This is a genomic window from Pseudomonas sp. C9 (assembly GCF_002000165.1).
Classification (GTDB): Bacteria; Pseudomonadota; Gammaproteobacteria; order Pseudomonadales; family Pseudomonadaceae; genus Aquipseudomonas.
Map to the genome: position 1 here is coordinate 2798415 of NZ_MPAK01000001.1, position 24090 is coordinate 2822504.

Below are 24090 nucleotides of genomic sequence, written 5' to 3' on the forward strand. Positions count from 1 at the left end.
CAAAAAATTGATGGTCATCAGCCCAAAGCCGCATTAGCTTAGACGTCTGTCACGAGTCTGAGTCGAGGTGTGCAATGGAGCTTCAAACATGGCTGGCGTTTTTTGCAGCCTGCTGGGTGATCAGTCTGTCACCCGGTGCCGGCGCCATTGCGTCGATGTCCAGCGGTCTGCAATACGGTTTCTGGCGCGGTTACTGGAACGCACTGGGCCTGCAATTGGGCCTGGCGGCGCAGATCGCGATTGTCGGCGCCGGTGTGGGCGCGATCCTCACCGCTTCAGCCTCGGCCTTCTATGCGATCAAATGGTTCGGCGTGGCGTACCTGGTTTACCTCGCCATCAAGCAATGGCGCGCGCTACCCAGCGACATGAGCGACGATGCCGCAGTGCGTCAGATTGGCAAGCCGATGGCGCTGGTGTTCCGCGGTTTCCTGGTCAACATCAGCAACCCCAAGGCGCTGGTGTTCATGCTGGCGGTGTTGCCGCAGTTCATTGATCCGCATGCACCGCTGCTGATCCAGTATCTGATCATTGGCGTGACCATGATCTGTGTTGATCTGATCGTCATGGCCGGTTACACCGGGTTGGCGTCCAAGGTGCTGCGCCTGTTGCGCACCCCCAAGCAGCAAAAACGCATGAACCGTACCTTTGCCGGGCTGTTCATCGGCGCGGCGGCGTTCATGGCGACGTTGCGTAAAGCCGCGGTGTAAAACCCGCGGACATAAAAAAGGCAACCTCTTCAGGTCGCCTTTTTCATTTCCGTTATCGTTCCCGCGCAGAGCGTGGGAGCGTGGGAGCGTGGGAGCGATCAGGCGGGCGCTCAACGCAGAATCACCGGCGCGGTATCCGGTGGCAGGTCGTTGTGTGGCTCCGCCTGCCCCGATGGCTGATCGCTGCCGTCCCCGAGCTGTTCGCTCAATTGCCGCGCCACTTCCTCGCCCAAAGACCTCGATACTTCGCGCACCACCCGAGGCCGGTTCAGTGAAACGTGGATGTCCCGATCATTCACCAGCTTGGTGTCCTGAGCCTCACCCATGGCGGTGAAGGCCGAGGTGATCTCGTAGGTCCTGGTATTGATCAGGCTGAAGTCCGCCACCAGAGTCAGCGCCAACACCGCCGAATAGCTGTCGGTATTGGCCAGTTCGTTCATGTCCTGGGTGAAGTCGATGTCTGACAGCGTGCCAAACAATACGTAGTCGGCCCCCTTGAAATGGCCGGCCTTGATGCGTTCGATCACGTCATACACATCGGTTTTGGTGCTGACGGTGTAGGGCGTCCCCTGAATCAGCTGGAACATCCCGGTCTTGAGCATCTGACCTTTGATGTCCCCGCTGAATCGGCGGATTTCGGTCTGTTCCAGGTAGCTGTTCTGCGTCGTGTACTCGTCATGACGGGACGAGCCGCTGGCGCCGTAATAGTCCTGCTGATGATCGTCCCGGGCCGAAATCACGTGGACGTATTGATCCACGCTGGCCTCATAGGCAATGTCAGTGACCGCGATTTTCGGGGCCGCCTGAACGCCCAGGGCGCCGGTCAGGGCCATGATGCCAATCCATGCACGCATTGCTCAGCGCTCCGTGGTCTTGCGGATTTCTTTTTCGTCCATCCAGTCGGCCAGCCCGCTTTCGACGTCGATCAATTGCAGGCTGAACGTGTAGAAGACGTCCTTGTAATCGTTGCTGCGCTTGACGATTGAGCTGATCGACCCTTCCAGGCGATAGCGAGCGGCGATCATGTTGCCGGTTTTGGCCACGGTACTTTTCTTGTACAGGCCGCTCTGGTTTTGCAGTTTGAGGTGATCGACCTGGCTCTGCATGTCGGTGTTATCGCTGGCAAAGCGTGCAGTGCCGGAGCGCATCAGTTGGGTCTTGATTGACGTGGTGATGTCGCGAGTGTCGATGTACTCGCTGGTCTTGTTCCGCACGTCGTACACCTGAACCACTGGGCGACCCTTCAGGACCCCGGACTGGGCGAGCGAGCGGGTCATGCTTTCAGCGATCATCTGCAGGTCGGTGGAACCGAATTCGTTGGTCACCAGTTCCACGGCTTTCGGATCACCGTAACTGATGTTGCCGCTGCCCAGCACCGGCGAGTGATTGGCCGCGCAGCCGCCGATCAGCAGGAGGCTGAGGGCGAGGGACGAAACACGTACAAGCATGGGCGTGGTCTCAAGTGGACGGTTCATGGCGTGTTGATTTCCAGGCGAAAGTCCACGGCTTGTGGTACCGGGGCGATGGCCGGCAGGAAGCTCGTCTGCTCGGCGTACAGGGTCAGGCTTTTCCAGGACTCGGCTTCGACCACTGGAAAACCTTCGGGGCCGAGCCATAGATAGCGGTAGTAGAGCGTCCGGTTATCGGTATCGGTGTTGCTCAGCTGCGTATTGACCGTCAGGAACCCGTTTTCCCGAGCCATGCGCATGGGACCGATAGCCAGGCTCTCAATCGGGCCGGTGGCCATGACTTTACTGGCTGCAGTGGGCGGCGCGGTGGCGCAGCCGGCCAACAGGGCCAGCGCGATAACGACGAAGCATTTCAATCCCATGGGGCGCTCCATTCAGGGTTGAGCACGGCTGGTGACAGCCTGCGGTGTTGGAGGGGGGGCGAGATCCAGGGCGACATCGGCGGCGAAAACCCGGTTATTCACCGCGCGCAGGCTGAAGGCTTGATGGGTCTGACCGATCTTGAACCTGACCGGTGGGCGCTCCGGCGCATTGGGCAGGGTCAGTTGATGCTCGCCTTTCTTGAGGCGCAGGCGAGCGACGTATGTTTTGTCCGGCAGCGTGCGCCAGCCTCGTGTGTCGGCATCCTCTCGCTGGGTTTGCTGCAAGAGGGTTTCTTCAAGTTTCTCGGGCCTGTGCTTTTTCAAATAGGCCAGGTACTCGACGTTGGACCGGGCGCGATGAAGCGTGCGCTCAATGATGCCCGGCATGTCGTCACGCAAGGTGCGCCGCGACATGTCGCCATAACTGTTGAGCAACGTCAGTTTCTGTTTTTTTCCATCCACCGTGATGAAGTCCACGGGCGGTGTGGACGTGTCAGGGACGAGGATCGGGAACGACATGTTGGTGATGTAGGTTTCGCCCTCGACGTCCACCGAAATCGGCACACGCACGGAGTTGCGTGCAGGGGCGAGGCCTGTTTGCACGATCAGCAGGACATCACTTTCACCGGCCTTGAGCGGCGATTTGTCCAGGTTACGCAGCGCCTGTTCAAGCAGCGGCGTGTTGGGGCGCAACTCCACGGCTTTGCGATAACCCGGTGCGGCGAGGTCTTTTTCACCCAGCGTTTCATAGACGAAACCTGCCAGGTAATGACTGAACGCACTTTGGTAGCTGTTTTTCAGCGCAATGACTTCAGGTGCATCTAGGGTCGCCACCGGGTAGCCCTGGAGGTTCTGGTATTTCAGGGGCACGCCTTGCTCCTGGGCCTGGCTTTCCAGTGCCAGGTATTGCTTGTCGCGCTTATCGGCGATGGTTGCTTCACGCTCGTGGGTTTTCTTGATCATCACCCGAGCGAGGTCGGGTTGGGCGCTGGACAGGCACGTCAGAGCCATTTGCGTGGTCAGGGCGACCTTCTCGAAGTCGTAGCCATCGTACAAACGCACTTTGTCATTGGCGCCGTAACTATTGAACTCGGTGAATGCTTTGAAGGCGCCGAATCGTGGCGAGTTTTCCCACCCCTCAATCAGCCGGTCGGCGTAATCCCAACTGGCGTAACTACCGGTCATATCGCCAGTGAGCCGCAGCAGTTCGCCCTTCTCAAAGTTATAGAGCAGGTCGCCCGGGGCAATGGGGTTGTTTCGATCCAGTACAGCAACGGCGGCGTCGATCTGGCCGGCTTTGAAATAGTCGAGGGTCTCGCTCAGCTCCGCGTTGTAGTCCCGCATGGTAGGGCAACCGCTCAGTAGCAAGCATGCACCGAGCACAAACATGAAGCGCAGGCGAGTAGCCATTTGCAGTGTGTCTTCCTTGAAGAAAAGCCGCCAAGAGGCGGCACACTGTAGAGCGCAATGATGGCACTTTGTTCCGCGGCTGCTGGCCTCAGTTGCAGACAAAGCTTGAGTGAAAGTGATTGGGAGGGAACAATGTGTTACTTCGTATTACCAATTGAGATTCATTCATGACTGCCCCGTCCCGTTTTCTGGCCTGGCTGGTGTTTCCACTGTTTGCCTTGTGCAGTTTCAATCTGCTGGCCGACACCGTGGAAGGTGCGCCGCAAGCGTTGCACCTGCTCGATTACATCAGCGCGGACTACCCGCAAACCGTGCAAGCGGGCAAGGTGATTGATGAGTCCGAGTACCGCGGGCAGCTGGAATCCATCAAGACGTTGCAGGGCCTGATTGCGGCGATGCCGGCCAAGCAGGAGAAGGCGGGGTTGGAGCAGGGCGTGAGCTCGCTGCGCAGTGCCGTCACTGCCCGTCAGGAAGGTGCGGACGTGGCCCGTCAGGCGCGGCAACTCGGTGCGAAACTGGCCGTGACTTATGAAGTCAGTCAGGCACCGATCATTACGCCGGACCCGACCCGTGGTGCGCCGCTGTATGCCCAGCATTGCTCGGTTTGCCACGGTGATGCGGGCGCTGGCGACGGCCCGGCGGGTGTCGGGCTGATGCCACCACCGTCCAATCTGCGAGATACGACGCGCCTGGATCATCTGAGCCTCTACGCGCTCTACAGCACCGTGGGCCTGGGTATTGAAGGCACCGACATGCCGGCTTTTGCCGATCAACTTGATGATCGTCAGCGCTGGGACCTGGCCACCTACATCGCCAGTTTCAGCGCCGACCCGGCGGCTGCAAAATCCGAAAAGACCTACAACATCGCCGACCTGGGGCGTCAGACGCCGGCAGAAGTGCAGGCCGCCGACGGTCCACAAGCCGCTGCGACATTCCGTGCGCAGCGGGCGCAACCGCCGCAGGTCAAGCGTGGCCCGGCGCAGTTGCTCGACTACACCGCTGCCACCCTCGACAAAAGCATCGCGGCCTACCGCGCCGGCGATCACGATCAGGCCTATGACCTGTCTGTCGCCGCGTATCTGGAAGGTTTCGAACTGGTCGAAAGCTCCCTGGACAACGTCAATGCCGTCGTGCGCAAAGACACTGAAAAATCGCTGATGGCCTACCGTCAGTCGTTGCAGGACGGGTTGCCGGTGGCAGAAGCCGAGCAGCGCCTGAACACGGCCAAGGCCAAGTTGAAGGAATCCGCTGACCTGTTGGGCAGCGATGGTTTGAGTTGGTCGCTGAGCTTCATTTCCGGTTTGCTGATTTTGTTGCGCGAAGGTCTGGAAGCGATTCTGGTGTTGGCTGCGATCCTGGCGTTCCTGCGCAACACTGGCCAGCAATCGGCCGTGCGCAGTGTCAATGTCGGCTGGGGACTGGCGCTGTTGGCCGGTCTGGGGACGTGGGCGCTGGCTGCATATGTGATCGATGTCAGCGGTTCGCAGCGCGAATTGCTGGAAGGCGCGACGGCGCTGTTTGCCTCGGTCATGGTGCTCTGGCTTGGCGTGTGGATGCACGACCGTCGTCACGCTGCGGCGTGGCAGGATTACATCAAGAGCAGCCTGGTGGGCGGCGGCGGCCGTTTCGGCTTTGCGATCCTGGCGTTCTTCTCGGTGTATCGCGAGTTGTTTGAAGTGATTCTGTTCTACGAAACCCTGTGGTTGCAGGCCGGACCTGCAGGGCACAACGCGGTGCTGGCCGGCGGCGGGACGGCGCTGGTGTTGCTGGTGGTTTTGGCGTGGGTCATCTTGCGTGGTTCGGCGAAGCTGCCGCTGGCGTTGTTCTTCAGCATCAACGCCGGCCTGTTGTGCGCGTTGTCGGTAGTGTTCGCCGGGCATGGCGTGAAGGCGTTGCAGGAAGCGGGGATCTTCGGTACCCGGCCGGTGCCGTTCTTTGATTTTGACTGGCTGGGGATTCACGCGGATGCCTATTCGCTGGGCGCTCAGGCGGTGGCGATCATTGCGATCATCGTGTTGTACGGTCGCAGTTGGGTGGCCGAGAAGCGTCGGGTGCAGGTTTCCTAAACAACATTCGCTGCGCTCACAATCGCGGGCAAGCCATGCTCCCACGGGTTTAGGGTTAACCTTGTGGGGGCGAGGTGGCTCGCGATTTTTTTTGAAAGAGGAAAACACAATGCGTGTCTGGATCGACGCCGACGCCTGCCCACGGGCGGCCAAGGATCTGGTGGTGAAGTTCGCCCTCAAGCGCCAATACGAAGTGGTGCTGGTGGCGGGGCAGCCGCAGATCAAGCCGGGGCTGGCACTGGTGAAGTTGATCGTGGTGCCGAGTGGCCCGGACGCCGCCGATGATTACCTGGTGGAGCACGCGGTACCGGGTGAGCTGGTGATTTGCAGCGACGTGCCGCTGGCGGATCGTCTGGTCAAGAAGGGGGTGGCGGCACTGGACCCGCGTGGCAAGGAGTTCGATGCGCAGAACATGGGCGACCGGCTCGCGGTGCGCAACCTGTTCACCGACTTGCGTGAACAGGGGCAGATGGGCGGCGGGCCGGCACCGTTTGGCGAACGCGAGAAGCAGGCGTTCGCCAATGCACTGGACCGGATACTGACGCGGCTTACCCGCAAGCCCTGAGCCGTACCGAGAACCTGTGGGCGTGTGTCAGGCGTCGTTTTCGTGGGTCAGTTCGAGCACGCGGTCGACCATTTTGTTGATGCCGGACGCCGCTTCGCTGATGCTTTGCGCCAGCATGTAGGCCGGTGTACACACCAGCTTGCGCGCCTTGTCTTCGACGATTTCAGTCACGGCGCAATCGGTGTGGGTGGCGCCCATTTTGTTCATGACCGCAGCGGTCTCGGCATCATTGCCGATGGTGCAGTTCACCCCTGGCCCATAGATCTTCGCCGCCAGCGCTGGCGAAATACACATCAAGCCCACTGGTTTTCCAGCCTCGGCAAAGGCTTCGGTCAGCGCCAGGACATCCGGTTGCACGGTGCAACCGGCGCCTTCGATGGCGAAGTTCGACAGGTTCTTCGCCGAGCCGAATCCCCCAGGAACGATCAACGCATCGAAGTCGTCGACGTCGGCCTCGCGAATGTCCTTGATGTGGCCGCGAGCAATCCGTGCCGACTCCACCAACACGTTGCGTGACTCGGGCATCTCTTCGCCGGTCAGGTGATTGATCACATGCAATTGCGCGATGTTCGGGGCAAAGCACTGCACCTGAGCACCACGCTGGTCCAGTCTCAGCAGGGTAATCACGCTTTCGTGGATTTCGGCGCCGTCGTACACGCCACAGCCGGAAAGGATCACTGCAATTTTTTTGCTCATGGGCTTTTCTCCAGATTCATGGCGTTAAATGTCCACTAATTTGTCGCTCGTTGCCATAGGGTTAATTCGCGGCTACACCTAGCATCTGTCCTCGGATTCCGATCAGGGCGCGTCATGGACTTCATTCTGTATGCAGTGCCGTTTTTCTTTGCGCTGATCGCTGTCGAACTGCTGGCCGACCGTTGGCGCGGGGTCAGCCATTATCGCGTGGCGGATGCGATCAACAGCTTGAGCACTGGCGTGCTGTCGACCACTACGGGCCTGTTGACCAAGGGTGTCGGGCTGGTCACTTATGCCTTTGCCCTTGAGCATGTGGCGCTGTTCCAGTTGTCGGCCGAGAGTATCTGGGTCTGGGTGTTTGCCTTCGTCCTCTACGACTTCTGCTACTACTGGCTGCATCGTATGGGGCACGAGCGCAATATCCTCTGGGCGGCGCACTCGGTGCATCACCAGAGCGAGGAGTACAACCTGTCCACGGCGTTGCGCCAGACCAGCACCGGTTTCTTGCTGAGCTGGATTTTCTACCTGCCGATGGCCGTGCTCGGCGTGCCGCTGCTGGTGTTCGTCAGCGTGGCGGCGCTGAATCTGCTGTATCAGTTCTGGGTGCACACCCGGCACATTCCCAAGCTCGGCTGGTTCGAATGGTTCTTCGTGTCGCCGTCCAATCATCGGGCTCACCATGCACAGAACGCTCTCTACATGGATCGCAACTACGGTGGGGTGTTCATTATTTGGGACCGCCTGTTTGGCTCGTTCCAAGAAGAAGACGACAACGAACCGGTGATTTTTGGCGTGACGACGCCGTTGGCGAGCTGGAACCCGCTGTGGGCAAACCTGCAGTTCTATGTGCAGTTGTGGGATGACGCGCGGCGCGCCGAGAGCACGTGGGACAAGCTGCGGATCTGGTTTATGCGCACCGGTTGGCGGCCGGCGGATGTGGCGGCCAGCTACCCGATGAACAAGCCTGAGTTGAGCCAGTTCCGCAAGTTCGAGGTGCCGCTGGACGGTCGTCAGCAACTGTATGTGGCGTTGCAGTTTTGCGCCTACATCGCGTTGGGCAGCTATTTGATGAACCTGGAACGGAGCCTGCCAACCGCCGCCTTGGTGCTCGGCTGGAGTGCGGTGGCGCTGGGGTTGTTTGCCTTGGGCGTGGCCCTGGAGAATCGCCCGTGGGCGTTGACGCTGGAGCTGCTGCGGCTGGCATCGAACGTGCCGCTGGTGTGGCTGGCGCCGGTGGTCGGGTTGTGGCCGGCCAGCACGGTGGGCTGGATCGGCCTGCTCAGTTACAGCGTGTTGAGCGCTATCGGTCTCTACTGTTGCACAAACCGCTTCACTCGCTTGGCGTCTTAGTCGCTTCGACGGTAGCCTGTCTGGCTTTCAAGGCTTGCTCCTCGGCGTATATCTTCTTCGCCAGACGCGCATTTTTGAACCGTCGGCGCAGCCACAGGCCAAGACCCAGCACCAGCAAGGCGCCGAGTACCCACAATTCATATTTCTTGACGCTGCCGAGCATGCCTTCCAGTACGGCGCCAAAGTGGTAGGCCGCCGCCGCCAGGGCCGCCGCCCAGATCGCGGCCCCAATCCCGTTGAGCAGCAGGTAACGTCCCGGTGGATAGCCTGACAGGCCGATGGCCACTGGCATCACCGTGCGCAAACCGTAGACAAAGCGGAAGCTCAGCACCCAGATGTCCGGGTGCTTGCGGATGTGCTCCAGCGCCCGGTCGCCCATCATTTGCCAGCGCGGCTTGCGTGCCAGCAGTTTTCGCCCGTGCTTGCGCCCCAGGAAGTACCACAGCTGATCGCCGGCATAACTGCCGAAGAACGCCACGACCACCACCAGGTTGATGTCCATGTATCCGCGGAACGCGAGGAAGCCTGCGAGCACAAGAATGGTTTCGCCTTCGAAGAACGTGCCGAGGAACAAGGCAAAGTAGCCAAAGTCATGCAGAAATTGTTGGAGCATTGTCTGGGTGCTGGCGAAATGAACGCGCAGCCTAACCCTTCGTGCACATTCATGAAAGTGTCCAAATGTGTCTCGACGTGAACATTTCCTACAATGACAATGGAATGCGACTACCTGTCACAGGGGTGCACATAACTGTCATGCGTTGGTCATAATGGTCGCTTATAACTGTCACGCTCGCCCGTAAGCGCGGGCTCAGGAGTCTGCCGTGAGCTTTACCCCCGCCAACCGTCTGTTCCCCGCAACCCGCCTGCGCCGCAACCGTCGTGATGATTTTTCGCGTCGACTGGTCCGTGAAAACGTTCTGACCGTTGATGACCTGATCTTGCCGGTGTTTGTGCTGGACGGTGAAAACCGTCGTGAAGCGGTGACTTCGATGCCGGGCGTCGAACGCCTGACCATCGACCTGTTGCTGGAAGAGGCGGCCAAATGGGTCGAACTGGGGATTCCTGCGCTGGCACTGTTCCCGGTGACACCGCCTGAGCTCAAATCGCTGGACGCCGCCGAAGCCTGGAACCCCGAAGGCATTGCCCAGCGCGCCACTCGCGCGCTGCGGGCGCGGTTCCCGGAGCTGGGTGTGATCACCGATGTTGCCCTCGATCCGTTTACCACCCACGGTCAGGACGGCATCCTCGACGAAGAAGGCTACGTGCAGAACGACATTACCGTCGACGCACTGGTCAAGCAGGCCCTGTCGCACGCTGAAGCCGGTGCACAGGTTGTGGCTCCGTCCGACATGATGGACGGTCGCATCCAGGCAATCCGCGAAGCCCTTGAGGTGGCCGAGCACGTCAATGTGCGCATCATGGCCTACTCGGCGAAGTACGCCAGCGCCTATTATGGTCCGTTCCGTGATGCGGTCGGTTCGGCGCTGAACCTGGGCAAGGCCAACAAGGCCAGCTATCAGATGGACCCGGCCAACAGCAACGAAGCCCTGCACGAAGTGGCGGCGGACTTGTCAGAAGGTGCGGACATGGTCATGGTCAAGCCAGGCATGCCCTACCTGGACATCCTTTACCGGGTCAAAGAAGAATTCAAAGTGCCAACGTTTGTTTACCAAGTCAGCGGCGAATACGCCATGCACATGGCGGCAATCCAGAATGGCTGGTTGAGCGAGGGGGTTATTCTCGAATCCCTGACCGCTTTTAAACGTGCAGGCGCCGATGGCATCCTGACTTACTTCGCCGTCCGTGCCGCTCAATTGTTACGAGAGCAAAAATAGCCCTCCCAGGAACATTTCATGAATACCGAAGGACTCACTGAAGTTGCTGTAAAAGAGGCTCAACCCGTGGTCGAGCAAATCGCCGAAACCCCACCGGAGCTGGAGCCCGCTCCGCCCGTGGTGGTGGCCGAAGCCGCCGCAGCGGCGCCAGCGATTGCCATTCCCGGACTGGATGACAGCAGCCTGTACATCCATCGCGAGCTCTCGCAACTGCAATTCAACATCCGCGTGCTGGAACAGGCGCTGGATGAGTCCTATCCATTGCTTGAGCGGCTGAAGTTTCTGCTGATCTTCTCCAGCAACCTGGACGAGTTCTTCGAAATTCGTGTGGCAGGTCTTAAAAAGCAGATCACCTTCGCCCGTGAACAAGCCGGCGCCGATGGTCTGCAACCGCATCAGGCCCTGGCCCGCATCAGCGAACTGGTACACGGTCACGTTGACCGCCAGTACGCGATCCTCAACGACATTCTGTTGCCGGAACTGGAAAAACATCAGGTCCGCTTCATCCGTCGCCGCTACTGGACGGCCAAGCTCAAGACTTGGGTTCGCCGTTACTTCCGCGACGAAATCGCCCCGATCATTACGCCGATCGGTCTCGACCCGACGCACCCGTTCCCGTTGTTGGTGAACAAGAGCCTGAACTTCATCGTCGAGCTCGAAGGCGTTGACGCCTTTGGTCGCGATTCCGGTCTGGCGATCATCCCGGCGCCGCGTCTGCTGCCGCGGATCATCAAGGTGCCGGAAGAAGTCGGCGGCGCCGGCGACAACTATGTGTTCCTGTCGTCGATGATCCACGCCCACGCCGATGATCTGTTCCAGGGCATGAAGGTCAAGGGCTGCTACCAGTTCCGCCTGACCCGAAACGCCGATCTGGCACTGGACTCCGAGGATGTCGAAGACCTGGCGCGCGCATTGCGCGGCGAGCTGTTCTCCCGTCGTTATGGCGATGCGGTGCGTCTGGAAGTGGCCGACACCTGCCCGAAACACCTGTCCGATTATCTGCTCAAGCAGTTCAACCTGGGCGAGACCGAGTTGTATCAGGTCAACGGTCCGGTGAACCTGACGCGCCTGTTCAGCATCACCGGCCTGGACAGCCAGCGCGAACTACAATATCTGCCGTTCACCCCGCAGATCCCGAAACTGCTGCAAAACAGCGAAAACATCTTCAGCGTGATCAGCAAGCAGGACATCCTGTTGCTGCACCCGTTCGAATCGTTTACCCCGGTGGTCGACCTGCTGCGTCAGGCCGCCAAGGACCCGCACGTGTTGGCTGTGCGTCAGACCCTGTACCGCTCCGGCGCCAACTCGGAAATCGTCGATGCGCTGGTGGATGCGGCGCGTAACGGTAAAGAGGTCACCGCGGTCATCGAGTTGCGTGCGCGATTCGACGAAGAGTCCAACCTGCAACTGGCCAGCCGTCTGCAAGCGGCCGGTGCGGTAGTGATCTACGGTGTGGTCGGCTTCAAGACCCACGCCAAGATGATGCTGATCCTGCGTCGCGAGGCGGGCGAAATCGTCCGTTACGCACACTTGGGCACGGGCAACTACCACGCTGGCAACGCCCGTCTGTATACCGACTACAGCCTGCTGACCTCTGACGACGCCTTGTGCGAAGACGTCGGCAAACTGTTCAGTCAGTTGATCGGCATGGGTAAAACCCTGCGCATGAAGAAGTTGCTGCACGCGCCGTTTACCCTGAAGAAGGGCATGCTCGACATGATTGCCCGGGAGACGCAGTTCGCCCTCGACGGCAAACCGGCGCACATCATCGCCAAGTTCAACTCGCTGACCGATCCGAAGATCATCCGCGCGCTGTACAAGGCCAGTCAGTCCGGGGTTCGTATCGACCTGATCGTGCGCGGCATGTGCTGCCTGCGTCCAGGCATCGCCGGGGTTTCGCACAACATCCACGTACGTTCGATCATCGGCCGCTTCCTGGAACACACCCGGGTCTTCTACTTCCTCAACGGCGGTGACGAGCAGATGTTCCTGTCCAGTGCCGACTGGATGGAGCGCAACCTCGACAAGCGCGTCGAGACCTGCTTCCCGGTGGAAGGTCGCAAGCTGATTGTACGGGTCAAGAAAGAGCTGGAGCTTTACCTCACCGATAACACCCACAGCTGGAGCCTGCAGTCGGACGGTCGATACATCCGTAACACACCGACCGGCAACCAGAACCCGCGCAGCGCCCAGGCGACGTTGCTGGAACGTTTGGGCAGTCCGATCCTGACCGTGCGTTAACGCGAACCCGGTGGGCAAAAAAAGGGCGATCCATGTGGATCGCCCTTTTTTTCACCTGCCTCCCTGTAGGAGCACAGCTTGCTGGCGATGACGTCCGTTAGATCGCCATCGCCAGCAAGCTGTGCTCCTACAGAAGGGTGTTTTAGCGTGCGTTCAGAACGATATCGACCCGCGTGAGCCATTCCGCTTCAATGGCGAAGTCGGCCTGGGTCAGCTGGTTGTCGTCCAGCCATTTGTCCGGGAATACCACTTCCAGGCTGTTGCCATTGGCTTTCAATTCCACCTGAGGCATTTGCTGGGTACCGCGGATGTGATGGAACAGGATCGCAAAGCGCAGCAGCACGCACAGACGGATCAGCTTGGTGCCGTCATCGCCGATCTCGGCGAATTTGTCCTTGGGAATATTGCGTCGGTGACCGCGCACCAGCAGCGCCAGCATTTGCTGGTCTTCGCGAGAGAACCCGGCCAGGTCCGAGTGCTCGATCAGGTAGGCGCCATGCTTGTGGTACTGATAGTGGGCGATGTCCAGGCCTACTTCATGGACCTTGGCAGCCCAGCCGAGCAGTTCACGCCAGACACCATCGTCCAGGTCCCAATCCTCGGCCACTTGATCGAAGGCGTGCAGCGCCTTGCGCTCGACCCGCGCCGCTTGTTCCAGGTCGACGTGATAACGCTCCATCAGCGAACTGAGTGTGCGTTCACGGACGTCTTCGTGATGATGACGGCCCAACAGATCGTAGAGCACGCCTTCACGCAGGGCGCCTTCGCAGTGGTCCATGCGTTGCAGTTCGAGCGAGTCGAAAATCGCTTCGAGAATCGCCAGGCCCGCCGGGAAAATGGCCCGGCGGTCGGGCTTGATGCCGTCGAAGTCGATTTTCTCGACGTCGCCGAGCTTGATCAGCTTGCGTTTGAGCCAGGCCAGGCCTTCGGCATTCACTTCACCCGTACCGTGGCCGCCGGCCTTCAGTGCCAGGCCGATGGCGCGAATGGTGCCCGAGGAGCCAATGGCTTCATCCCAGGTCAGGCGATGCAGGGCATGCTCGATGCTCATGATCTCCAGCCGCGCGGCGGTGTACGCCTGGGCGTAACGGGCCGGGGTGATTTTGCCATCCTTGAAATAGCGCTGGGTGTAGCTGACGCAACCCATTTGCAGGCTTTCGCGCAGCAGCGGTTCGAAGCGCTGGCCGATGATGAATTCGGTACTGCCGCCGCCGATGTCGGCCACCAGGCGCTTGCCCGGGGTGTCTGCGAGGGTGTGGGAGACGCCAAGGTAGATCAGGCGCGCTTCTTCACGACCGGAGATGACTTCCACCGGGTGGCCGAGAATTTCTTCGGCGCGGCGGATGAATTCGGCGCGGTTGCGCGCTTCACGCAGGGCGTTGGTGCCGACGATGCGGACGGCGCCCGGGGGCATACCGTTGATCAGTTGGGCAAAACGCTTGAGGCAGTCGAGCCCGCGCTGCATGGATTCTTCGTTGAGGTGGCGTTCTTCGTCGATGCCTGCGGCCAGTTGAACCTTCTCCCCGAGACGCTCGAGAATACGGATTTCGCCGTTCTGGGCCTTGGCCACGACCATGTGAAAGCTGTTGGAGCCCAGGTCTATTGCGGCGATCAGGGACAGATTCTTGGCTTGGGATTGCGGCATGGTCAGGGGGTCTCGGTCGATAACCTCGACATCGTGCCACGATCAAAGGCTGGCGCCAACGCGCAGTGTTCAAAGCCTTGATCCAGCACAACCTTGTGGCGAGGGGCTCGCCCCGTTGAGCGGCGAAGCAGCCCCCCTCGCCACGAATTCTCGCCAGGTAGGGATATGAGCTATACCCAAACTCATGCAGCACCATAGCGAGACTCAATCATCTGCACCTTCCTGAACAAGGGAAGGGCAGCTATGATGGGCCACGTTTTTTTGCTTACAACCTGGAGACTTCCATGAGCAGCGATCTTATCAAACACGTTAGCGACGCTAGCTTCGAGGCCGACGTACTCAAGGCCGAAGGCGCTGTACTGGTCGACTACTGGGCTGAATGGTGCGGCCCTTGCAAAATGATCGCTCCTGTTCTGGACGAAATTGCTGAAACCTACAAAGGCAAGCTGACCGTTGCCAAATTGAACATCGACGAAAACCAGGAAACCCCGGCCAAGCATGGCGTGCGTGGTATCCCGACGCTGATGCTGTTCAAGAACGGCAACGTTGAAGCGACCAAGGTCGGCGCGCTGTCGAAGTCGCAACTGGCTGCCTTCCTCGACGCCAACATCTAAGCGTTGATCAAAGCGTCATCAAAAAGGCCCCGCATATTGCGGGGCCTTTTCGTTATTGAGGGCTAGACGCTCCGAAACTCAGGTGGTACATTCGGCCCCGCACTGGTTTCTCCATTGCCCCCTGCTAGCCGTCGCCGACGCACTCCTTTTCGAATAAGTACGCGATCCTGTCGCCTTCTCCGCGGCGCGGCCTCATTAAGCCAAAAGCTTAATTTCCCCCCTCCATAAATGATTACGTCATTCCTATATGAATCTGACTGAACTCAAGCAAAAGCCGATTACCGAACTGCTCGAATTGGCCGAACAGATGGGCATAGAAAATATGGCCCGTTCGCGCAAGCAGGACGTGATTTTCTCCCTGCTCAAAAAGCACGCTAAAAGCGGCGAGGAAATCTCCGGTGATGGCGTGCTGGAGATTCTCCAGGACGGCTTCGGCTTCCTGCGCTCCGCTGACGCTTCCTATCTCGCAGGTCCAGACGATATCTACGTCTCGCCGAGCCAGATCCGCCGCTTCAACTTGCGCACCGGTGACACCATCGTTGGCAAGATCCGTCCTCCAAAGGAAGGCGAGCGTTATTTCGCGCTGCTCAAGGTTGATACGATCAACTACGATCGTCCCGAGAACGCGAAAAACAAGATTCTCTTCGAGAACCTGACCCCGCTGTTCCCGACTGTGCGCATGAAGATGGAAGCCGGCAACGGTTCCACCGAAGACTTGACCGGTCGTGTCATCGACCTGTGCGCCCCGATCGGCAAAGGCCAGCGCGGTCTGATCGTTGCACCGCCGAAAGCCGGTAAAACCATCATGCTGCAGAACATTGCGGCAAACATCGCCCGTAACAACCCGGAAGTTCATCTGATCGTGCTGCTGATCGACGAACGTCCGGAAGAAGTGACCGAAATGCAGCGCACCGTGCGCGGCGAAGTGGTTGCCTCTACGTTCGACGAGCCGCCAACCCGTCACGTGCAGGTTGCCGAGATGGTGATCGAGAAGGCCAAGCGCCTGGTCGAACACAAGAAAGACGTGGTGATCCTGCTCGACTCCATCACCCGTCTGGCCCGTGCCTACAACACCGTGATCCCGAGCTCCGGCAAAGTGCTCACCGGTGGTGTCGATGCCCACGCCCTGGAGAAACCGAAACGTTTCTTCGGCGCCGCGCGGAACATCGAAGAAGGCGGTTCGCTGACCATCATCGCCACCGCGCTGGTTGAAACCGGCTCGAAGATGGACGAAGTGATCTACGAAGAATTCAAAGGCACCGGCAACATGGAACTGCCTCTGGATCGCCGTATCGCTGAAAAGCGCGTCTTCCCGGCCATCAACATCAACCGTTCCGGTACCCGCCGCGAAGAGTTGCTGACGGCCGACGACGAGTTGCAGCGTATGTGGATCCTGCGCAAGCTGCTGCACCCGATGGACGAAATCGCCGCCATCGAGTTCCTGGTCGACAAGCTGAAAACGACCAAGACCAACGACGAGTTCTTCTTGTCGATGAAGCGCAAGTAAGACGGTTTACAAGCCGCTAAAAATGGCGTCCTTCGGGACGCCATTTTTTTTGCAAAAAAAAGGGAGGTTTGTGGTGACGATTGGTCAGTACAAAAGCGAATTGGGCGTGCGACCCCAATAATTTCAACTGATTGGCTTTCTTGCTTATGACCACGCTTGCATATCGAAGAGACATCGACGGCTTACGCGCTATTGCCGTGATTGCGGTGGTGTTGTTCCATTTCGGTGTTCCTGGCTTCACCGGCGGTTTCGTCGGTGTAGACATCTTTTTTGTGATTTCCGGCTACCTGATCACCTCGATTATCTGGAATCAGCGACAGGCCGGGCGCTTCAGCTTTGTCGATTTCTGGGCCCGTCGCGCGCGGCGAATCCTGCCCGCGCTGTTCGTGATGATCGCTGCCGTGCTCGCAGTCGGCTGGTTCCTGCTGGCGCCCAAGGATTACGAAGAGCTGGGCCGCTCGGTGCGCTACCAGGTGATGTTCGTCTCCAACCTCTTGTTCATGCGTCAGGATGGTTACTTTGATGTGGCTTCCGACCTCAAGCCGTTGCTGCATACGTGGTCGCTGGCGGTTGAGGAGCAGTTCTACATTGTTTTTCCGTTACTGCTGATCCTGCTGTCGAGTCGCCTGAACCATTGGCGACTGGCGCTGTTCGCCGTGTTGCTGGTGTCGTTCGGGCTCAGTGTGTGGGCCGTTGCGCATCACCCTGAAAAAGCATTTTTCCTGTTGCCGATGCGTGCCTGGGAGCTGTTGGCCGGTGGCATGCTGGCCGTTGCGCCCAGAAGCCAGTGGCGTCTGACAACGATGTGGGCACAAGCGATCAGCCTGGCTGGCTTGGCGCTGATTCTGTTGGCGGTGTTGTGCTACGACAAAAGCACGCCATTTCCCGGTGCTGCGGCATTGCTGCCGACACTCGGTGTGGTCGCGCTGATCCGGGCCAACGGGCATCAGCCAACATTTGTCGGCAGACTGCTGGCCAGTCGTGTGCTGGTCGGTCTCGGACTGATTTCCTATTCCTGGTACTTGTGGCACTGGCCGGTGTTTGTTTTTGCCAACTACGCCAGTCTTGATGAGCTTGGCCCCTTCGATATCACAGGATTGATCTTGCTCAGCCTGGTGTTGGGTTATCTGTCGTGGCGATTTGTCGAGACGCCGTTTCGCGAGCGGCGGTTGTGGGCGGGGCGCCGGCAGATCCTGCTTGCCGCCACGTGCGGTGTGCTGGTGCTCGGCCTGGCCGGTCAGGCATTGCGCTGGACCGATGGATTACCCACGCGCTTATCTGAACAGGCCCTTCAATACGCCAAAGCGAAGGAGTGGCGGCCGGAACTGATGCGCTGCCTGGCCGACGACAAAACCCCGGACGACCAACTCTTTTGTCACTACGGCACGCCAACGCCGACCGTTTCAACGGCGCTGGTCTGGGGTGACAGTCATGCCACCGCACTGATCCCGGTGTTCGATGAGGGCGCGCACCAGCACGGTGTCGGTGTGATGCTCGCCAGCTCCCCCGGCTGCATCCCGGTTGAAGGGCTGGAGCATGAAGCGCAGTGTGCCCGGTTCAATCGCCGGGTCGAACAAGCCTTGACCCGGCAATCGGTCGGCGATGTGGTGCTGGTCGCGCACTGGAGTCTGTATCTGTATGGCGATGTGAAAGGCGATCTTGGTCATGTCCTGACGGACGCCCGTGGCCGTTATGACCGCGCCATCGCCGAGCAACAATTGGCCGAAGGATTACAGACGACCGTGCGGCAGCTACGAGAGGGTGGGCATCGCGTCTGGCTGGTAAAGGAAGCGCCGCTGCAAACCTTCAGTCCGCCTTATCGTCTCAGCCGCCTGGCGATGCTGCATCGCCCGACCGACGACGTGGGGCTGGCGGTGACAGAACACCTCAAGCGCCAAGCGTTCATCAGTCAACTGTTCACGCAACTGGCGCAAGCCAACCCGGGTGTGACGGTGGTGGATCCGGCGCCGGTGCTGTGTGATGAAGCGGGGCTTTGCCGCGCCGAGCTCGGTGGTCAGTCGTTGTACACCGACACCAATCACCTGTCCGAGGCCGGTGCGCGGTTCATCGCCCCGGTCCTTGAACCGTTGTTCAGGCGCTTGCAAGCCCGGGCAGCACTGGGTAATGGCAATGCGAATGCAGCCAACTGAGCAGCGATAAGCTGCCAGCGGACGGCAGAGCAGGTAGGATGTACGCCTATTTTAGGGGTGCCATCGTCAATGAAATTCAAGGACCTTCGGGATTTCGTGCAGCAGCTTGAGCAGCGCGGAGAGTTGAAACGCATCCAGATCCCCGTCTCTCCAGTGCTGGAGATGACCGAAGTCTGTGATCGCACGCTGCGGGCCAAGGGGCCGGCGCTGCTGTTCGAAAACCCTACCGGCTACGACATTCCGGTGCTCGGCAACCTGTTTGGCACCCCCGAGCGGGTCGCCATGGGCATGGGCGCCGAGTCGGTCAGCGAGCTGCGCGAGATCGGCAAGCTGCTGGCCTTCCTCAAAGAGCCCGAGCCGCCGAAGGGCTTGAAAGACGCCTGGTCGAAGTTGCCGATCTTCCGCAAGATCATTGCCATGGCGCCGAAAGTCGTCAAAGACGCGGTGTGCCAGGAAGTGGTCATCGAAGGCGACGACGTCGACCTGGCGATGCTCCCCGTGCAAACCTGCTGGCCGGGCGATGTCGGCCCGTTGATCACCTGGGGCCTGACGGTCACAAAGGGGCCGAACAAGGACCGCCAGAACCTCGGCATCTACCGTCAGCAAGTGATTGGCCGAAACAAGGTCATCATGCGCTGGTTGAGCCACCGAGGTGGCGCGCTGGACTACCGCGAGTGGTGCGAGAAGCACCCGGGCCAGCCGTTCCCGGTGTCCGTGGCGTTGGGTGCTGACCCGGCGACCATCCTTGGTGCCGTGACGCCGGTACCGGACAGCCTTTCCGAATACGCTTTCGCCGGTCTGCTGCGCGGCAATCGCACCGAGCTGGTGAAGTGCCGGGGCAACGACCTGCAAGTCCCTGCGACTGCCGAGATCATTCTCGAAGGCGTGATCCATCCCGGCGAAATGGCCGATGAAGGTCCGTATGGCGACCACACCGGTTACTACAACGAAGTCGACAGCTTCCCGGTGTTCACCGTCGAGCGCATCACGCACCGGATCAAACCGATTTACCACAGCACCTACACCGGCCGTCCGCCGGATGAGCCGGCGATTCTCGGTGTGGCGCTGAACGAAGTGTTCGTGCCGATCCTGCAGAAGCAGTTCCCGGAAATCACCGACTTCTATCTGCCCCCCGAAGGCTGCTCGTACCGCATGGCCATCGTGACCATGAAGAAGTCGTATCCGGGGCACGCCAAGCGGGTAATGCTGGGTGTCTGGTCGTTTTTGCGACAGTTCATGTACACCAAGTTCGTTATCGTCACTGACGACGATATCAACGCCCGGGACTGGAACGACGTGATCTGGGCCATTACCACGCGCATGGACCCCAAGCGCGACACGGTGATGATCGACAACACGCCGATCGACTACCTCGACTTCGCCTCGCCGGTCTCAGGCCTGGGGTCGAAAATGGGGCTCGATGCCACGCATAAATGGCCGGGCGAAACCACTCGCGAGTGGGGCCGGGTGATCGTCAAGGACGACGCCGTGACCCAACGGATCGATGCCATCTGGAATCAGTTAGGAATAGATTGATGCGTGTAACCTTGCAGCCCTCCGGAGCAGTGCTAGAGATTCTGCCCGGCGAGCGGATTCTCGATGGTGCGCGGCGCCTGGGCTACGAATGCCCGCAAAGCTGCCGCAATGGCAATTGCCACGTATGTGGCGCGTTGCTGGTGGAAGGTCGGGTCGAGCAGGCAGGCCATGTGCGTGACCATGGCGAGTTCTACACTTGCATAGCAGAGCCGCTGGAAGACTGCATCGTGCTGTGGGATGGCGTGCTCGCGCTGGGAGAACTGCCGGTGCGCAGCGTGTCGTGTCAGGTCATTGAATGCAGGGACGTCGGCGGCGATACCTGGCGTGTGCGCCTGCGCGCGCCGGCCGGTAAGCCACCGCGTTATCACGCTGGCCAGTATTTGATGATCGAGCGTGAGAATGGCGAGAAATCCGCGTTCTCGCTGGCCTCGGCACCCCATGGCGGACGAGATCTGGAGATCCATGTACTGGCGCGCGAAAACAGTGCGCTGAGCCTGATCGCACAGTTGCAACGCAACCCGATAGTGCGGGTCGAGCTGCCATTCGGCGATACCCACCTTGCAGAGTTGCCGGACGGTCCGCTGGTGCTGATCGGCGCGGGCACCGGCATGGGCCAGATTCACAGCCTGATCGAACACTGCCGCGCCGCAGGCTTCAAGCATCCAGTGCACCTGTATTGGGGCGTGCGCCGTCCTGAAGACTTTTACCAGATTGAGCATTGGGATGAGTGGCTGAAACTGCCCAACCTGTTCCTGCACAAAGTCGTCAGTGATCAGTGCGGTTGGCAAGGGCGTTGCGGGATGTTGCACGAGATAGTGTGTGAGGATTTCCCGGATCTTAAATCCTTGCATGTCTACGCCAGCGGATCTCCGGCGATGGTCTATGGCACGCTGGATGCCTTGGTCGAAGCCGGGATGGACGCTCATCAAATGCGCGCGGATGTGTTTGCGTACGCGCCGCGATCTTGATCCGCGATCTTGATCCTCAATCTTGATCCGCGCTCTTGAGCCAAGCGTTTAGAACCGCACCCCGGTCGTAACCATGGCTGCGTTGGCGCCGAGAAAAACCAGCTCGGCGGCCAACGGTCCATAGTGAGTGCCGACCGACGGAATGATCACCGGCGCAACGCCGTAGCGGTTCAATGGAATCTTATCCTTGTAGTCACCGCTATAACCCTGCAACAGGCCGCCAGTCACTTTCAGGTACACCGGATAATTGGCGCTGTCATAGCGTTTACCGGCGTAGGCGTAGTTAGAGCGCTGCCTGAACGAGTTACGAAAAGTCGCCCCGCCAAATACCCAGCCCGATGCCTGATTGCGCTCAATACCAATCAAATCCTGATTGTTATTGTGTTCTGGGTCCGGTGAGTAATGTTTGGTATAGACACTGGTCTGTGCGTACCAAAAACCTTTGCCCTGTGAGTCCTCCAGCGCCATTGCCTGGTCGAACGGAATCAATAGGAAGAGGGTGAAAAGCCCTGGAATTTTCATCATGCAGCCTCGGTTAAACGGGTGGCTTGCGCCAGAGGAAGGCCGTTATACGTAGGCGTTCAGTGACAGAGAAGACAGAAAGTCCGATATTTTAGTAGGAAGTTTCCTGCATCTTCTTGAACAGCACCTGAACGAAGCTGTGGCTTATGCATATTTCATTCAGGTATTTAAGATATTCCTGCGATGGTATTAGGCTATATAAAACTCGATAGCGAGGCTGATAATCCCGATTTAGCGCTATTGCGAGTGTCATACATCCTTTAGCACTTTTCGTTTTACGGTTACTGCTATATGTTCTATGAAGCGAGTTTTGCTTACATCTTGTAATACTTGTGGGGCCGAACACTTTCATCATGACCGCCATTGAATCTGCTTTTGTGAATCCGGCTTACCCTCCGCGTCTCGATCTGGGGCCGCAGCTGACGCACGAACAACTTCTCGTCTCGATGCAATCGACCATGGCGCGTCACAAGGGCGGGCCGGTGTGGTTGTTCGCTTACGGTTCGCTGATCTGGCGACCAGAGTGTTCGGCAGTAGAGCGCGTTCGCGGCCGAGTGCATGGTTACCATCGGGGTTTGTACCTGTGGTCCCACGAACATCGCGGCACGCCGGAAATGCCTGGTCTGGTGTTCGGCCTGGACCGCGGCGGCTCCTGCAGTGGTTTCGCCTATCGCCTGCCCGAAGAACAACTTGAAGCTTCGCTGTATGCACTTTGGCAACGCGAAATGCCCGTCCCGTCCTATCGCCCGCACTGGCTCAACTGCCGTCTCGAAGACGGAAGCCAGGTTCAGGCGTTGGGATTTGTTCTGGAGCGGCACCTGCCCAGCTATGCCGGCAACTTGCCGGATCATGTGCTGAGCCAGGTGTTCGAAAGCGCTTGCGGGCGGTACGGCACCACTCGCGATTATGTCGAGCAGACCGCTCATGCCCTGCGTAGCCACGCCATGCCAGACCGAAATCTGGAGGCGCGGCTCAAGCGCTGCAAATCAAAAGCCGATCAGGCAATCGCTTCGCGGGTCTGACTGGCGACGTTCTTGTGGCCCAGTGTGGGTGCCAGGAACGCCATCGCCAGCAGGCAGGCAACGACCAACAGAATGAAACCGCCATCCCAGCCGAAATAGTCCACGGTGTAGCCCATCAGCGCACTGGCCGCGACTGAACCACCCAGGTAACCGAACAGGCCGGTAAAACCAGCGGCCGTCCCGGCGGCTTTTTTCGGTACCAGCTCCAGCGCTTGCAAGCCGACCAGCATCACCGGGCCGTAGATCAGGAAGCCGATCGCGAACAGCGAGATCATGTCGACCATCGGGTTGCCCGGCGGATTCAGCCAGTACACGATTGTCGCAACCGTCACCAATGCCATGAACACCATGCCGGTCAGGCCTCGGTTGCCCCGGAAGATCTTGTCCGACATCCAGCCGCACAGCAGCGTGCCGGGAATACCGGCCCACTCGTACAGGAAGTAAGCCCACGAGGTCTTGTCGAAGTCGAAATGCTTGACCTCTTTGAGGTAGGTCGGCGCCCAGTCCAGGATGCCGTAGCGCAGCAGGTAGACGAAGACGTTGGCCAGCGCGATGAACCAGAGCATTTTGTTGCGCAGCACGTATTTGACGAAGATGTCCTTGGCGCTGAATTCTTCTTCGTGGCTGGCGTCGTAGCCTTCCGGGTAATCGTTTTTGTACTTCTCGATGGGCGGCAGGCCCGTCGATTGGGGGGTATCGCGCATCACAATGAAAGCGAATACCGCGACCAGCAACGCCACGGCGGCCGGGACGTAGAACTTGCTGTGCCAGTCGTTGAACCAGCCCATGCCGAGAATCGCCAACGGTCCGATCAAACCACCGCCGACGTTATGCGCCGTGTTCCAGACCGACACCACTCCGCCGCGTTCTTTCTGCGACCACCAATGCACCATGGTTCGTCCGCTCGGCGGCCAACCCATGCCTTGCGCCCAGCCATTGATGAACAACAGGATGAACATCATGGTCACGCTGGACGTCGCCCAAGGTGCGAAACCGAAAACGAACATCACCCCGGCAGACACCACCAGGCCAAAAGGCAGGAAGTAGCGTGGGTTGGAGCGGTCGGAGACGATGCCCATCAGAAACTTGGACAAGCCGTAGGCAATGGCAATAGCCGACATGGCCACACCCAGTTGGCCCTTTGTATAGCCTTGGGCAATCAGGTCGGGGAACGCCAGGGTGAAGTTCTTGCGCAGCAGGTAGTACCCCGCATACCCAATGAATATCCCGGCGAAGATCTGCCAGCGAAGGCGTCGATAGGTGCTGTCTATTTTTTCTTCAGGCAATGGAGCCTGATGTGCGGCAGGACGAAAGAAAGCAAACATTCAAGAGCTCCAGATTTCTTGTTTTGACTGCGGATGCGAATGTTACAGTTTCGTTACCGAAAATAGCACCGGTTCGCATTGGCGAAACAGCAGTAAATGT

21 protein-coding genes are annotated in these 24090 nt (G+C 59.3%); 12 read left to right on the forward strand and 9 right to left on the reverse strand.

Features of this window, described 5'->3' with window-relative positions; all coding sequences use genetic code 11:
- Positions 1-74: 74 nt before the first annotated feature.
- Positions 75-707, forward strand: coding sequence for a LysE family transporter (locus BMS17_RS13060; RefSeq protein WP_077431058.1), 633 nt, complete (start codon positions 75-77; stop codon positions 705-707).
- 110 nt (positions 708-817) lie between these two features.
- On the opposite strand, the gene BMS17_RS13065 is transcribed toward BMS17_RS13060, so the two are convergent.
- The 4 genes from BMS17_RS13065 to BMS17_RS13080 are packed head-to-tail and all read right to left on the reverse strand — an operon-like array spanning position 818 to position 3948.
- Positions 818-1561: a penicillin-binding protein activator LpoB gene (locus tag BMS17_RS13065; protein WP_077431059.1), complete on the reverse strand. Its 744-nt coding sequence runs from the start codon at positions 1559-1561 to the stop codon at positions 818-820.
- A 3-nt stretch (positions 1562-1564) separates the two neighbouring features.
- Positions 1565-2155 carry a penicillin-binding protein activator LpoB gene (lpoB, locus tag BMS17_RS13070; protein WP_046032340.1) on the reverse strand — a complete coding sequence of 197 codons (591 nt, stop codon included), beginning with the start codon at positions 2153-2155 and terminating at the stop codon, positions 1565-1567.
- 23 nt (positions 2156-2178) lie between these two features.
- Positions 2179-2538, reverse strand: coding sequence for a YcfL family protein (locus tag BMS17_RS13075; protein ID WP_077431060.1), 360 nt, complete (start codon positions 2536-2538; stop codon positions 2179-2181).
- Between the two features lie 12 nt (positions 2539-2550).
- On the reverse strand, positions 2551-3948 hold the full coding sequence (locus BMS17_RS13080; protein WP_077431061.1) for a COG3014 family protein: 1398 nt from the start codon (positions 3946-3948) through the stop codon (positions 2551-2553).
- Positions 3949-4115: 167 nt separating this feature from the next.
- On the opposite strand from BMS17_RS13080, the gene BMS17_RS13085 reads away from it, so the two are divergent.
- Together BMS17_RS13085 and BMS17_RS13090 are read left to right on the forward strand one after the other, a co-directional pair.
- Positions 4116-6014 carry a cytochrome c/FTR1 family iron permease gene (locus BMS17_RS13085; protein WP_077431062.1) on the forward strand — a complete coding sequence of 633 codons (1899 nt, stop codon included), beginning with the start codon at positions 4116-4118 and terminating at the stop codon, positions 6012-6014.
- Between the two features lie 109 nt (positions 6015-6123).
- Positions 6124-6579, forward strand: a complete 456-nt coding sequence (locus tag BMS17_RS13090) for a YaiI/YqxD family protein (protein WP_027926433.1) — start codon at positions 6124-6126, stop codon at positions 6577-6579.
- Between the two features lie 27 nt (positions 6580-6606).
- Here BMS17_RS13090 and elbB read toward each other — a convergent pair whose 3' ends face one another.
- Positions 6607-7275, reverse strand: coding sequence for an isoprenoid biosynthesis glyoxalase ElbB (gene elbB, locus BMS17_RS13095; protein WP_046032244.1), 669 nt, complete (start codon positions 7273-7275; stop codon positions 6607-6609).
- A 114-nt stretch (positions 7276-7389) separates the two neighbouring features.
- On the opposite strand from elbB, the gene BMS17_RS13100 reads away from it, so the two are divergent.
- On the forward strand, positions 7390-8625 hold the full coding sequence (locus BMS17_RS13100; RefSeq protein ID WP_046032245.1) for a sterol desaturase family protein: 1236 nt from the start codon (positions 7390-7392) through the stop codon (positions 8623-8625).
- On the opposite strand, the gene BMS17_RS13105 is transcribed toward BMS17_RS13100, so the two are convergent.
- Complete coding sequence (locus tag BMS17_RS13105; protein ID WP_046032246.1) at positions 8606-9238, reverse strand: DedA family protein; 633 nt, start codon at positions 9236-9238, stop codon at positions 8606-8608. The two genes, BMS17_RS13100 and BMS17_RS13105, sit on opposite strands and share 20 nt — an antisense overlap.
- Positions 9239-9446: 208 nt before the next feature.
- Here BMS17_RS13105 and hemB point away from each other — a divergent pair, with 208 nt between their 5' ends.
- Positions 9447-10460, forward strand: coding sequence for a porphobilinogen synthase (gene hemB, locus BMS17_RS13110; protein ID WP_077431063.1), 1014 nt, complete (start codon positions 9447-9449; stop codon positions 10458-10460).
- A gap of 18 nt (positions 10461-10478) precedes the next feature.
- Entirely contained in the window at positions 10479-12701 is a 2223-nt protein-coding gene (ppk1, locus tag BMS17_RS13115) for a polyphosphate kinase 1 (RefSeq protein WP_046032248.1), read from the forward strand.
- Between the two features lie 142 nt (positions 12702-12843).
- Here ppk1 and ppx read toward each other — a convergent pair whose 3' ends face one another.
- Entirely contained in the window at positions 12844-14346 is a 1503-nt protein-coding gene (ppx, locus tag BMS17_RS13120; RefSeq protein WP_046032249.1) for an exopolyphosphatase, read from the reverse strand.
- Positions 14347-14630: 284 nt separating this feature from the next.
- On the opposite strand from ppx, the gene trxA reads away from it, so the two are divergent.
- The 5 genes from trxA (at position 14631) to BMS17_RS13145 (ending at position 21121) form a co-directional block, all read left to right on the forward strand.
- Positions 14631-14960 carry a thioredoxin TrxA gene (trxA, locus tag BMS17_RS13125; protein WP_003206727.1) on the forward strand — a complete coding sequence of 110 codons (330 nt, stop codon included), beginning with the start codon at positions 14631-14633 and terminating at the stop codon, positions 14958-14960.
- A gap of 247 nt (positions 14961-15207) precedes the next feature.
- Positions 15208-16467, forward strand: coding sequence for a transcription termination factor Rho (rho, locus tag BMS17_RS13130; RefSeq protein WP_007942421.1), 1260 nt, complete (start codon positions 15208-15210; stop codon positions 16465-16467).
- Between the two features lie 146 nt (positions 16468-16613).
- On the forward strand, positions 16614-18617 hold the full coding sequence (locus BMS17_RS13135; protein WP_077431064.1) for an acyltransferase family protein: 2004 nt from the start codon (positions 16614-16616) through the stop codon (positions 18615-18617).
- 69 nt (positions 18618-18686) lie between these two features.
- Positions 18687-20153 carry a 4-hydroxy-3-polyprenylbenzoate decarboxylase gene (ubiD, locus tag BMS17_RS13140; protein WP_046032251.1) on the forward strand — a complete coding sequence of 489 codons (1467 nt, stop codon included), beginning with the start codon at positions 18687-18689 and terminating at the stop codon, positions 20151-20153.
- The gene (locus tag BMS17_RS13145) at positions 20153-21121 is read left to right on the forward strand and encodes a CDP-6-deoxy-delta-3,4-glucoseen reductase (RefSeq protein WP_046032252.1); all 969 of its coding nucleotides are present in this window, start codon (positions 20153-20155) and stop codon (positions 21119-21121) included. Before ubiD ends, BMS17_RS13145 begins: the two co-directional genes overlap by 1 nt.
- A 48-nt stretch (positions 21122-21169) precedes the next feature.
- Here the strand turns inward: BMS17_RS13145 and BMS17_RS13150 are convergent, their stop codons facing one another.
- Positions 21170-21643 (reverse strand): hypothetical protein, encoded by a 474-nt coding sequence (locus BMS17_RS13150; protein ID WP_046032253.1) that lies wholly within the window; start codon positions 21641-21643, stop codon positions 21170-21172.
- Between the two features lie 353 nt (positions 21644-21996).
- On the opposite strand from BMS17_RS13150, the gene BMS17_RS13155 reads away from it, so the two are divergent.
- A complete protein-coding gene (locus tag BMS17_RS13155) occupies positions 21997-22665 on the forward strand; it encodes a gamma-glutamylcyclotransferase (protein WP_046032341.1) in 669 nt (222 codons plus the stop codon).
- Here the strand turns inward: BMS17_RS13155 and glpT are convergent.
- The gene (gene glpT / locus BMS17_RS13160) at positions 22641-23990 is read right to left on the reverse strand and encodes a glycerol-3-phosphate transporter (protein WP_046032254.1); all 1350 of its coding nucleotides are present in this window, start codon (positions 23988-23990) and stop codon (positions 22641-22643) included. The genes BMS17_RS13155 and glpT overlap by 25 nt on opposite strands.
- Positions 23991-24090 lie beyond the last annotated feature (100 nt).